11 protein-coding genes and 1 pseudogene are annotated in these 12507 nt (G+C 35.8%); 5 read left to right on the forward strand and 7 right to left on the reverse strand.

Annotated elements, in window-relative coordinates; genetic code table 11:
• From HRU49_RS12320 to mraZ, 5 genes and pseudogenes are all read right to left on the reverse strand, one after another.
• The coding region (locus HRU49_RS12320; protein WP_296357608.1) for a UDP-N-acetylmuramoyl-L-alanyl-D-glutamate--2,6-diaminopimelate ligase at positions 1-1370 on the reverse strand (1370 nt) is incomplete at its 3' end.
• Positions 1367-3328: pseudogene (locus HRU49_RS12325) on the reverse strand (penicillin-binding protein). The pseudogene HRU49_RS12325 and the gene HRU49_RS12320, both read right to left, overlap by 4 nt.
• Positions 3329-3475: 147 nt before the next feature.
• A complete protein-coding gene (locus tag HRU49_RS12330; RefSeq protein ID WP_296357610.1) occupies positions 3476-3796 on the reverse strand; it encodes an FtsL-like putative cell division protein in 321 nt (106 codons plus the stop codon).
• Complete coding sequence (rsmH, locus tag HRU49_RS12335) at positions 3793-4689, reverse strand: 16S rRNA (cytosine(1402)-N(4))-methyltransferase RsmH (protein ID WP_296357627.1); 897 nt, start codon at positions 4687-4689, stop codon at positions 3793-3795. Before rsmH ends, HRU49_RS12330 begins: the two co-directional genes overlap by 4 nt.
• Positions 4676-5146, reverse strand: a complete 471-nt coding sequence (gene mraZ / locus HRU49_RS12340) for a division/cell wall cluster transcriptional repressor MraZ (RefSeq protein WP_296357612.1) — start codon at positions 5144-5146, stop codon at positions 4676-4678. Before mraZ ends, rsmH begins: the two co-directional genes overlap by 14 nt.
• 414 nt (positions 5147-5560) lie before the next feature.
• Between mraZ and HRU49_RS12345 the strand changes: the two genes are divergently transcribed.
• Positions 5561-6325, forward strand: a complete 765-nt coding sequence (locus HRU49_RS12345) for an alpha/beta hydrolase (protein ID WP_296357614.1) — start codon at positions 5561-5563, stop codon at positions 6323-6325.
• A 44-nt stretch (positions 6326-6369) separates the two neighbouring features.
• Positions 6370-6984 (forward strand): ribosome biogenesis GTP-binding protein YihA/YsxC, encoded by a 615-nt coding sequence (yihA, locus tag HRU49_RS12350; protein ID WP_296357616.1) that lies wholly within the window; start codon positions 6370-6372, stop codon positions 6982-6984.
• 200 nt (positions 6985-7184) lie between these two features.
• On the opposite strand, the gene HRU49_RS12355 is transcribed toward yihA, so the two are convergent.
• Positions 7185-8279 (reverse strand): ABC transporter permease, encoded by a 1095-nt coding sequence (locus tag HRU49_RS12355; RefSeq protein ID WP_296357618.1) that lies wholly within the window; start codon positions 8277-8279, stop codon positions 7185-7187.
• Positions 8280-8283: 4 nt separating this feature from the next.
• Complete coding sequence (locus HRU49_RS12360) at positions 8284-10458, reverse strand: carboxy terminal-processing peptidase (protein ID WP_296357620.1); 2175 nt, start codon at positions 10456-10458, stop codon at positions 8284-8286.
• A 169-nt stretch (positions 10459-10627) separates the two neighbouring features.
• Here HRU49_RS12360 and surE point away from each other — a divergent pair, with 169 nt between their 5' ends.
• From surE to HRU49_RS12375, 3 genes are all read left to right on the forward strand, one after another.
• Positions 10628-11398: a 5'/3'-nucleotidase SurE gene (surE, locus tag HRU49_RS12365; protein ID WP_296357622.1), complete on the forward strand. Its 771-nt coding sequence runs from the start codon at positions 10628-10630 to the stop codon at positions 11396-11398.
• A 22-nt stretch (positions 11399-11420) separates the two neighbouring features.
• Positions 11421-11705 carry a hypothetical protein gene (locus HRU49_RS12370; RefSeq protein WP_296357623.1) on the forward strand — a complete coding sequence of 95 codons (285 nt, stop codon included), beginning with the start codon at positions 11421-11423 and terminating at the stop codon, positions 11703-11705.
• Positions 11705-12507 (forward strand): lipid-A-disaccharide synthase (locus HRU49_RS12375; RefSeq protein WP_296357625.1); only part of this gene is annotated, 803 nt, incomplete at its 3' end. The genes HRU49_RS12370 and HRU49_RS12375, both read left to right, overlap by 1 nt.

Below are 12507 nucleotides of genomic sequence, written 5' to 3' on the forward strand. Positions count from 1 at the left end.
TTACCAGCGATAAAAATGATGTCTTTAGCATTAGCCATCTGGCAAGCCGTTTTTATCGCTTGCTTTCTATCTGTAATGGATAAAGTCTTTTTGAAGTTTTGAGGCTCAACCCCTTTTTCCATCTCTTCGATAATGGTTTCTGGATCCTCACTTCTAGGGTTGTCACTGGTAAATATGACCTTAGTACTTAAAGCAGAAGCGATGTGCGCCATTTTTGGTCGCTTTGTTTTATCTCTGTCACCACCACAGCCAACAACGGTAATTAATTCTTCGTTCTTAGTGCGAATGTTATTAATAGTTTCAAGAACATTTTTCAATGCATCAGGCGTGTGAGCGTAGTCAACTACTGCTGTGATTTTTTCATCTGAAATGAAATACTGAAAACGCCCAGACACATTATTAAGCTCACTTATTAACCTTAATATTTCGTCTTTTTCTAAACCAAGGAGTTCAGCAGCACCATAAATGGCTAATACATTATAAGCATTGAAACTTCCAATTAACCGCGTCCACAGTTCACTTTCATTAACCTTTAAAAGCAGTCCACTAAATTCATTTTCTAATATTTGAGCTCTATAATCTGCATAATTCTTTAAGGCGTAGGTATATTTTTTTGCAATCGTATTTTGAAGCATTACCAAACCATTCTTATCATCCATATTAGATAAGGCAAATGCATCTTTTGGTAGATCATCAAAGAATTTCTTTTTTACGTCACGATATTCTGCAAAGGTTTTATGGTAGTCTAAATGGTCATGAGAAATGTTTGTGAATATACCACCTGTGAATTTTAATCCTGTTGTTCTATGTTGATGAATTCCATGAGAGCTCACTTCCATAAAACAATACTCTACACCTTCTTCATTCATTAATTTTAAGAACTTATTAATCGTCATGGAATCTGGAGTGGTATGGGTTGTTTTATAGACCTTATTATCTACCATAATTTTAACCGTAGATAGTAATCCTACTTTATATCCGGCCTTCTTAAACAATTGATAAAGTAAACTGGTAACCGTTGTTTTACCATTAGTACCCGTAACTCCAACTAGTTTTAAATTTTCTGATGGGTTATCATAATAATTAACAGCCATGTAGGCTAAAGCCTCATTTGAATTGGCCACCTCTATATAAGACACACCATCAACAAGTGTTTCTGGCAATCTTTCGCAAACAATAGTTTTTGCACCGTTTGCTATAGCTTTTTCTATAAAACTATGTCCATCGGTAAGTACACCTGTAATCGCAACAAAAACATCGTCGGATTGGATATTTCGCGAATCGAATTCAATCTTATTAATTGCAGTACCTGTACTTCCTACAACAGCATTAATGGTAACCTTGTACAATATGTCCTTTAAAATCTTCATGATGCTTCTAGGATAATTGTTTGATTTGGCTGAAGCTTTTGATGACGACCTACAGACTGCGACTTTATGATTCCGCTTCCTTTTAGCTTCACCTTGACTTTAACTTGTAGATTTTCGAGTAAGGCGATGGCGTCCATAGCAGGCATTCCAACCACACTAGGCATTAACTCTTTATACTTGCGTGCATTTTCGTAATAGCTTTCAAAATCTTTATCAACTGCAGGACTATTATATTCTAAAGTGCTTATATCATCAATAAGAGGTGTATCTGTATAGATTTTCTGAGCAATACGTTAAAATACTGGACCAGATACATCGGCACCATAGTATCCAACACTTTTATCAGGCTCATGAATAACTACTATACAAGAGTATTTTGGATTATCCGCTGGAAAGTACCCAGCAAAAGATGAAATATAATTTAACTTGTCTTTATTCGCATAGTCCTTTTGACAAGTACCACTTTTACCTGCCATAGAGAAGTTCTTTGAATAAAGTCTATTCCCTGTACCATGTTCTTTTTCTACAACATTTTTTAATAATTGCTGTACTTTATTTACCGTCTCTGCTGAACATATTTGAGAGTTGATTACTTTTTCTTCAAATGGAACTAAAACTTTATCAAACTCTCTTACTTCCTTCAAAAATTTAGGTTGAACCATTTTACCATCATTTGCAATGGCATTATAAAATGCAAGTGTTTGAAGTGGTGTAAATGATACTCCGTAACCATAAGCCATCCATTGTAAAGCAATTCCGCTCCATCTTCCGTTCTTTATTCTAGGATCTGGAATTATTGGACTAGGTTCACCTATAATTGGCAAACTCAAGCTGTCATTTAAATTCATCGAATAAAGTCTATCAACGAACTTACTTGGATTTTGTCTGTAAGCTTTATCAATTACTTTGACTATTCCTGTATTTGAAGAAACTTCAAAAGCTTTTGAAACAGAAATCTTACCATAGCCACCATTTCTAGAATCCCTAACCTTATTACCGTAAAAAGACAGAACACCTTTTTCTGTGTCTACAATGTCACTCGTATCAACGACCCTATCTTCTAATGCCGCTGTTAATGCCATCAATTTGAAGGTAGAACCAGGCTCATGACTTTCCCCAACAGCATAATTTAAACGCTCATAGTACTTACCTTTTTTGTTTCGCCCTAAATTTGAAATAGCTTTTATTTCCCCTGTTGCCACCTCCATTACCACTACACAACCGTGATCTGCTTTATACTTTTCTAATTGCCCCAATAAAGAATGATGAGCAATATCTTGAATGTTGACATCTAGCGTTGTATAAACATCATAACCATCTTGTGGCTCTACTTGATCGTAGTCTGCAATTGGTTTCCACTGACCATTACCTATTTTCTGTTTAAGACGTTTTCCTTTATGCCCTCTCAAGTACTTCTCACCAAAAGCACCGTCAATTCCTGGTCTTGTAATATTACCGTCTTCATCAATCCTTTCATAACCGATTGTTCGCTCTGCTATACCTCCCATTGGGTGCTCTCTTCTTGTTTTTTGCTCAACGATCAATCCACCACCAATAGCACCTTTATTTAGTAATGGAAAATCACGCATTCGTAAATAATCCGAATAACTAATATTGCGAGCTAACAAGAAATAGCGATTTTTATTTTTACGTGCTTTCCTGATAACATTGGTATAATACGAAGCCGACTTCCCTTTGTATGCCGATAATGAATCTGCTAAACCACCGATATGCTCTTCAAACACGGCATCTTTAGCTTGTATGGCATCAATACGTATATCATATTTTGGAATTGAAGTTGCTAAAAGGCTACCATCTGCAGAGTAAACATTTCCACGATTAGGCTCTATATCAAAATGCTTAACGGTACGTTTTTCAGCCAATTCTCTATAAGCATCTCCTTGAATAAATTGAATACTACAAAGTTTGAAAACTACAGCAAGCGCAAAGACAAACATACACCCTGCCACGAAGTACAATCTGTTTAATATGTTGGTTTCTGTCGTTGCCAAGGTGTAATTTTGATTTGATGATTTTATTCGATAATCGAACTTATCTATGATTATATTTATTCTCTAGCTCTGTGTTATAGTATGTAGCTTCAATTATTTCTTTGAGCTCAATACCCTAATCTTAGTCGGTGGATTGAGCGATACCCCAATATTCTTTTCTTTCATCACCACCTCCATGTAAGACTCTTTTTTTAATCGCATTAGTTTTGATCTACCATCCACAAAAGCAGATCTCAACTCTTTAACCTCATTGGTTAATTTTGCAATCTCATGTACTTTATTGTCTGCACTATGAGAACTCGCAATCATAACTATAGCGAGAAACGAAATAAAAATGATGATGCGCCAATTTTTGAACGAATCATCACTGACTAGAAATTTCCCTCTTAGTATGCCATAGATACTTTTCTTCATATTTTTTCAGCGATTCGAAGCTTTGCACTTCTTGCTCTATTATTCATTTTTATTTCTGATGCTGTTGGCACTATTAAGCCACCAACTTTTTTTAATGGAACTTCAAAATTTCCAAATACATCACGTTCCGGCTCTCCTTCAAACAATCCATTTCGAATAAATCGCTTAACCAATCGGTCTTCTAAAGAGTGGTAGGAAATAAAACTCAGACGACCCCCTACTTTTAAAAGCTCTGGCATTTGCAATAGCAGCTCTTTAAGCACCTCAATCTCTTGATTCACCTCGATGCGAATGGCTTGATAAATCTGAGCTAACACCTTATTTTCCTTTCTATGATTTAGAAATGGTTTTAGAACCAACTTTAATTGCCTACCTGTTTCAATTGGCGCTATTTTACGTTCAGAAACAATAACTCTTGCCATAGCAGGTGCTTGTCTTAACTCACCGTATTGATAAAATACAGCCCTGAGTTGTTCTTCCTCATACTCATTAATTACCTCAAATGCAGACAATTTACTTTCCTGATTCATCCGCATATCCAACTTAGCTTCGAACCGCGTAGAGAAACCACGTTCTGCAACATCGAACTGATGAGAAGAGACACCAAAATCTGCCAAAACACCATCAACCTTTTTTATTCCATAAAATCTTAAGAACCTTTTTATATATCTGAAATTCTCATTAATGAGAACAAAGCGATCATCGTCTATTGTGTTGACTAAAGCATCCTTATCCTGGTCAAAAGCAAAAAGTTTCCCTTGAGGCCCAAGCTGAGATAGAATGGCTCTACTATGCCCTCCACCACCAAAGGTCACATCGACATAAATACCATCAGGTTTTAAATGTAAACCTTCAACTGTTTCAGTAAGCAATACAGCATTATGATACTCCATCATCCTCATCATCTTGTCCCATCACCTCCTCTGCCAAATCTGCAAAGTCAGAAGCCGCATCATCAATTGCTTGTTCGTATTTTTCTTTATCCCAGATTTCAATAATATTTACAGCTGAGGCTAAAACCACCGATTTTGTAATACAAGAAAACCCTAAAAGATCTTTAGGAATTAACAATCGACCTGCATTATCAACCTCAACCACTTTAACCCCAGCAGTAAATCGTCTAATAAAATCATTGTTCTTTTTATTGAATCGATTGAGCTTATTCACTTTAGCCATGAGCAAATTCCACTCAGCCATAGGATACAGTTCTAAGCATGGCTGAAATACAGCACGCTTAAGAACAAAGCCATCTTTCAAAGCTGCTGACAACTGTTTCTTTAAAACAGCTGGTATCATCAACCTTCCCTTGGCGTCTGCTTTGCACTCGTATGTTCCTATAAATGAATTCAATACTATTGACTTCCCACATTAACGTTAAAGAATCAAATATATTGAAAATTTTACCACATTTTACCACATTCTCCCACTTTTGTTGATAAGTTTTGACACGCAACTCAAAAACATCAACCATACACTAAGAAAATCAGAAGATTAAATCATCTTTTCAAAGTGATGTTTATCAACAGCTTTATACATTTATGGGAGATAAGAATGGTAGAGAAAAGGAATAATTCTGTTTGCTTTAAAAAAGGATTTAGTTACCTGTTCTCTCTAACAAATAAATTTTGCAATAAAGCTTACAAAATTTATATTTACGTCAAGAAGAACTGCGTTAGTCCATGTATTTTATTTCATTTAAGTTGTAAATCATAAATGAAAAAAATCATGTACTTTTGTTTTTAACTCAAAGCACTAACTTTATAGATGGCACACCTTTTAAAAAAAGAAAAGGATTATAGTTATATTGAAGTAGGAGAAGGCACACCAATTATAGTGCTTCACGGTTTAATGGGTGGCTTAAGTAATTTTAATGCTGTAACCGAATTTTTCGGAAAAAATGGCTATAAAGTTGTCATTCCTGAGTTGCCAATTTACAGCATGTCACTGCTTAAAACTAACGTTAAGAATTTTGCAAACTATCTCAAAGATTTTATTGACTTCAAAGGTTTTGAAGAAGTATTGCTGCTCGGTAATTCACTAGGTGGCCATATTGGATTGTATCATACAAAATTGTATCCGGAGAAAGTCAAGGGTTTAATTATAACTGGTAGTTCTGGACTTTATGAAAGTGCCATGGGAAGCGGTTACACTAAACGTAGTGACTATGAGGTTATAAAGAAAAAAGCGCAAGATGTATTCTACGACCCAGCAGTAGCCACAAAAGAAATAGTTGACGAAGTTTATGAAACTGTGAACAACAGGAATAAGCTTGTTAAAACCTTAGCTATTGCAAAAAGTGCCATACGACACAATATGGCTAAAGATTTACCAAAGATGCAGACGCCAACATGCATTATTTGGGGTAGAAATGATAATGTAACACCGCCAGAAGTTGCAGATGAATTCCATCAATTGTTACCAGACTCTGATCTGTACTGGATTGATAAATGCGGCCACGCAGCAATGATGGAACACCCAGAAGAATTTAATAAACTCTTAAATAGTTGGTTAGAAAGTCGTAATTTCTAATTCACAAGCGCAACCTAAAGTCACCTGTAATCACAGGCTATATAATGAAAATAAAATCCGCTGAATTTGTGATGAGTAATTCTGATGTGGCCAAGTGCCCTAAGAACCCTATTCCAGAATATGCATTTATAGGACGAAGCAATGTTGGGAAGTCGTCGCTGATTAATATGCTTACGGATCGTAAGAGTTTAGCAAAGACCTCCGGCAAGCCTGGAAAAACACAGCTTATTAATCACTTTATAATCAACGATAATTGGTATTTAGTGGATTTACCGGGTTATGGTTATGCACGTGTTTCTAAAACGTCTAAAAAGACCTTTCAAAAGTTCATCACCAATTATTTTGAACAACGACAGCAACTGGTTTCAGCCTTTGTCTTAGTAGACATAAGACACAATCCTCAACCAATAGATTTAGAGTTTATGCAATATTTAGGTGAAAATGGTATCCCATTTGGGATCATCTTTACTAAAGCTGATAAGTTAAAGCCCAACGTTATAGATAAGCATGTGAATGACTATTGCGAGGTATTATTAGAAACGTGGGAAGAATTACCACCCTATTTTGTGACTTCATCTAGCAAAAAGATTGGTCAAGATGATGTATTAGATTTCATTGAAGCGACGAATGAGGAAATTGAGCAACTAAGAAATCAGTAGACTCTAATTCTTCTTATTCTTCGTGTTTTGTAAAAACTGATTATTACAACTGCTAAAACACAACTCAAAGTAGTGACTAGAACACCCATAAGTGTAATTTCGAAAATCTAAAAACTATGTTTTCAAAGCAGCATAACAATAACAGCTGTAATCAGAAACATTAGCTTCCCTTTTTATTTGTTATAAGAAATAGTTTCTAATTAAGATTTAACATCTAAAGCATCTCTCAAAGCATTACCTACCAACATAAACGCCATGACTAAAATCATGATACAAATACCAGGAATTAAGGCTAAGTATGGTTTACCTAAAATGATATAATTATAGTGATCCTTAATCATTGCACCCCAACTTGCCATAGGTGGTTGTGCACCTATTCCGAGAAAACTCAACCCACTTTCAATAAGAATAGCAGCCGCAAAATTTGCCGCCGAAATCACAATTAAAGGTCCAAAAATATTAGGTAAAATATGCTTAGTGATTATCCTGTAATCTGTATACCCAAGCGCTCTGGCTGCAGTAACATATTGCATCTGCTTTGAGCTTATAATTTGTCCTCTAACCACTCTCGCTACCTCAACCCACATGGTTAAGCCAACTGCAATAAAAACCTGCCAGAAGCCTTTACCTAATGCCAGCGTAATAGCAATAACCAATAACAATGTTGGAATTGACCACGTTACATTAATAATCCACATAATAATGGCATCTACTCTTCCACTATAGTAACCTGCCAGGCTTCCCATTATTAACCCTACCAATAGCGATATAAAAACCGCAACAAAACCAATAAAAAACGATATTCGAGATCCAATTAAAATCCTACTCAGATAATCTCGACCATATTTATCAGTTCCAAAAATAAAATTTCGGGTTTCTATATAAGACCTGTATGCTGAATTAGGAAACACACTCAAGTCAATCTGCTTTTCCAGCCCTTTTAATCCATCTGAAGCGTACTCTGTGTAGTGCAACTGATCATTAACAACCTCATAAGCGGTAATTGGAACTTCGGTATCGGTATTTGTACGACCAAAGAGTGATTTTGATATAAAGGATTGCTTATTTTCAATACCTGAAGGTATTGTTAGCATTTGTACTTCAAAACCAGGAGATTTTGAATGAATGGACAAGTGCATTTGATTCGCATTCTTTGAAGCATCCGGTGCAAAGACATAAGCAAAAACCGAAATTAACCCAATACCAGCAATAATAACTAAACTAAAAACGCCCCAAAAGTTCTTTTTAAACTTTTGGAGCGCTAAGCTCGTTAATGAATTATTTTGGTGGCCCATATATTTAATTCTTCACATCTGCAAGGTTGTTCTTTATAGCATAAGTCATTTTTAAGTCATTTAAAACATTTAAAGCTTCCTCAATGTAAACGTCCTTAGCCAAACTCTCATGCCAGCGCTTGCGCTTTTCTTTTAAGACCGAATCTTGTTCCATTAAGGTTATTTCATATGGTAAAGAGTTAAAGGTCAGATCTGTTTTATATTCTGATAATTTTTCAAATCGTTTTGCTTCTTCTTCATTCAATTCCATCGCTTTCTTATACTCTTCATAATTTAAAGAATATACTTCACGGTCTCTAATCTTTTTAACCCATTGTGCATTAGCATCAATAAGCTTTAATTGCTCATTAGCCGCCATACGCGCCTTGCTTTTCTCGATTGTTGCATCGTAATCGAAATAATTACCCCAAAATTCATAATCAACAGCATCAATCTTATCCCATGGCAAGGGATTCTCTTGATCTTTCTCACCGATATTGATGTAACTGTAACGGTCTGGAACAACAACATCACTTTTAACACCTTCTAACTGTGTAGAACCACCATTGATTCGATAAAATTTCTGCGTTGTGAATTTTAGTGCCCCCATATCTCCATTTGAGTTGTTACGCACCATTCTATTTAAATCCAGTACATTTTGCACCGTTCCCTTTCCATAAGTCTGCTTGCTTCCTATAACTATAGCACGCTTGTAATCTTGCATTGCTGCCGCTAGAATTTCTGATGCTGAAGCCGATAATTCGTTAACCATAACAACTAAAGGCCCATCCCAAATAATTGAACTATCCTTATCACTCAATACTTCTTTTGGCTCACCCGTTGTTTTGACTTGAACCACAGGACCTTCTTCTATAAATAACCCAACAATATCCACTACAGTTTGCAAAGAACCACCACCATTGTTTCTTAAATCCAGTACTAAACCTTCCATACCTTGTTCCTTTAATCGGATGATTTCCTTCTTTATATCTGAGGCTGCATTTCTATTGTCATAGCTTGTAAAGTCCACATAAAACTTTGGCAAATTAATAACCCCATAGGTCTTTCCATCTTTTTCTACCGTTGATGATTTTGCATAAGTTTCCTCTAGCTCAACAATATCTCTAGTAATTGAAATATCTTCAATAGTTCCATCTACTTTTTTAAGCGTTAACACTACAGTAGTTCCTTTTGGTCCTTTGATCAATTTAATAGCATCATCTAAACGCATCCCCACTATATTAACAGGCTCTTCTTCATCCTCTTGACGTACCTTTAAGATTTGATCACCAACTTCTAATTCGTTAGCTCTCCAAGCTGGTCCACCACTAATAATCTCATTAACCATTACAGCATCCATTCGCTTTTGAAGTCTAGCACCAATACCTTCAAAATTTCCTGACATCGCCACATCGAATCGGTCTTTATCTTCAGGTGCAAAATAAAAGGTATGTGGATCAAACTCTTCAACAATAGCATTGATGTAAACCGCAAACCAATCTTTACGCTGTCTGTCATCTATAAAGTCGTAAAGCTCATCAAGAGAACGTTTTGTTGCTTCCCTCGCCTCTTTTTCTAGGTCTTTTAAAGACTTGCTTTCATCCGATTTTGATTTTTCATTCTTAGGGGAGAAAACACGTTCCGGTAAACTGTTTGCCTCAAGATCTGTGTCTCGTTGCGAAATTGCATCATCGTAATTAGCAATAGTAGAAAACTTAAGTTGTTGTCTCCAACGCTCTTTCATTTCACGTTTGTTCTTCACATAAGTCAATACTTCATAATCTGCAGAATACTCTTCTCGCTTAGTGAAGTCAAATGGTTTCTCTAAAATTTCTGCATAAAGCGCTTCCGATTCTTTAATACGCTTTAATAGTCGCTCATGTGTTAAATTGAAAAAGGTGACGTCGTAAGACTTAATCTGGTCATCAAGTTGATTTTTATAGGCTTCGAATTCCTTTATATCCGACTCATAAAAATAACGCTTAAATGGGTCCAATTGATTTAAATAGTCCTCAAAAACATTAGCCGAAAAAGCGTCATTAATATCTTGTGGGTCAAAATGACCTTGATCTAAAACATAGGTAATTAACTGAATGAGTAATTTATCTTTATCTGGATTGTCAAATGTTTTGCTCGTGAAGCTACATGAGGCAAATGCTATCAATAAGGCTAATAGTAAAAACTTGTAATTCCCTCTCATTATTTCAATTTTAATTCGTTGTACTAGGTAGGCATTCCTATAATTTACTAAAATAGCAGAAAAAACCATGCCATAAAAAATCACGGCACTAATTTTTTGTTAAAGATACAATTACCGAGTATTCGTAAGCTTTTTAGTATTTTTACCCCTACTAAACCTCTATAAAATTATGTCTAAACGTCCCTTGATTTTAGTTACTAATGATGATGGTATTACTGCTCCTGGAATACGCGCGTTAATTTCTGTTATGAACACGATAGGAGATGTTGTAGTAGTGGCACCTGACAGCCCTCAAAGTGGCATGGGGCACGCAATTACGGTGAATTCCACACTACATATCGAAAAGGTCTCTATTGATGGTAAGCAAACCGAATACAGTTGTTCTGGTACTCCTGCCGATTGTGTTAAGCTTGCCGTTAGAGAAATACTGGATCGAACACCAGATCTCTGTGTTTCAGGCATAAACCATGGTTCTAATTCCTCTATCAACGTTATTTATTCTGGCACTATGAGCGCTGCTCTGGAAGCTGGAATTGAAGGTATACCTGCTATTGGATTTTCACTTTTAGACTATAATTGGAATGCTAATTTTGAACATTGTAAATCGTTTATTAAAACCATTACGAAACAAGTCTTAGCGCATGGTTTACCAGATGGAGTCGTTTTAAACGTAAACCTCCCTAATCTTGATAAAAAAGATGTTAAGGGGATAAAAATTTGCCGACAAGCACGCGCTAATTGGGTCGAAGAATTTGATAAGCGCACCAATCCTATGGGGCGTGATTATTACTGGTTAGCCGGTAAATTCGTGAATATGGATAATGGTGAAGACACCGATGAATGGGCCTTAGAACATGGTTATGTCTCTGTAGTTCCTGTTCAATTTGATTTGACCGCCCATCACGCCATTCAGAAACTAAATACATGGAAATTAAACTAACTATGGTTTTGAATTTTACCTTATGAAAAAAGAGATTTTAATTGGTTTTGGAGTTGGTCTAATTGCAACAGTCTTTGGATTAGTTTTCGCTATCCAAATTTTCGGAAAATCCGATGATTGGGGAGAAGTGATTCAGCAAGCCATTGCTAGTGGTTCTTTAACAAAATTGATGAGTATTGGAGCGTTATTAAACTTAGGTGCTTTTTTTCTATTCCTTAAAAAGAACCAAGATAAACGGGCTCAAGGAGTACTCATTGCTACAATCTTAGTTTTTATTGCAACTATGATTATTAAATTTTTCTATTAATGAAGTACTACATCATAGCTGGCGAAGCATCAGGTGATTTACATGGCTCAAATCTAATGAAGGCTTTATTAAAAGAAGATAAAGCCGCTGAGATAAGATTTTGGGGTGGAGATCTTATGCAAACTGTTGGTGGTAAATTGGTAATGCATTATAAAGAACGTCAGTTCATGGGATTTGCTGAAGTGATCCTTAATCTCAGAAAAATCTCAGGTCATATTAAATTCTGCAAAGCCGATATCAATAAGTACCAACCTGATGTCATTATTTTTATTGATAATTCTGGATTTAACTTAAGAATTGCAAAATGGGCAAAAGAACAAAACTTCAAGACCCACTATTATATTTCTCCACAAGTTTGGGCATCTAGAGCTGGCCGTGTTGAAAAAATTAAACGCGATATTGACGCCATGTACTGCATACTTCCATTTGAAGAGGAATTTTACAGGTCTTATAACTATAAAGTGAATTTTGTTGGCCATCCTTTAATAGATGCCATTGCCGACCGTACTCAAATCGATGAAAATAAATTTAGAGAAACACATCAATTTGGAGTCAAACCTATTATTGCCCTCTTACCAGGAAGTAGAAAGCAAGAAATCACAAAAATGCTTGATGTAATGTTAAGCCTCGTTGACGACTTTAAGGATTACGAGTTTGTCATTGCTGGAGCACCAAGTCAGGATTTTGAGTTCTACCAAAGCTTTATCAAACAAGCTAATGTGAGTTTTATATCAAATAAGACATATGATCTTTTAAGTATTGCGCACGCTGCATTAGTAACGTCCGGTACTGCAACTTTAGA

This window comes from Winogradskyella sp. (genome assembly GCF_013213975.1).
In the GTDB taxonomy this organism is placed as follows: domain Bacteria; phylum Bacteroidota; class Bacteroidia; order Flavobacteriales; family Flavobacteriaceae; genus Winogradskyella.

Coding starts and splice junctions, on each gene's coding strand:
- rsmH (WP_296357627.1), bottom strand. CDS start 4,689: ATGGAGTATCATAATGCTGTATTGCTTACTGAAACAGTTGAAGGTTTA.
- HRU49_RS12360 (WP_296357620.1), bottom strand. CDS start 10,458: ATGAGAGGGAATTACAAGTTTTTACTATTAGCCTTATTGATAGCATTT.
- HRU49_RS12330 (WP_296357610.1), bottom strand. CDS start 3,796: ATGAAGAAAAGTATCTATGGCATACTAAGAGGGAAATTTCTAGTCAGT.
- surE (WP_296357622.1), top strand. CDS start 10,628: ATGTCTAAACGTCCCTTGATTTTAGTTACTAATGATGATGGTATTACT.
- HRU49_RS12345 (WP_296357614.1), top strand. CDS start 5,561: ATGGCACACCTTTTAAAAAAAGAAAAGGATTATAGTTATATTGAAGTA.
- HRU49_RS12355 (WP_296357618.1), bottom strand. CDS start 8,279: ATGGGCCACCAAAATAATTCATTAACGAGCTTAGCGCTCCAAAAGTTT.
- yihA (WP_296357616.1), top strand. CDS start 6,370: ATGAAAATAAAATCCGCTGAATTTGTGATGAGTAATTCTGATGTGGCC.
- HRU49_RS12370 (WP_296357623.1), top strand. CDS start 11,421: ATGAAAAAAGAGATTTTAATTGGTTTTGGAGTTGGTCTAATTGCAACA.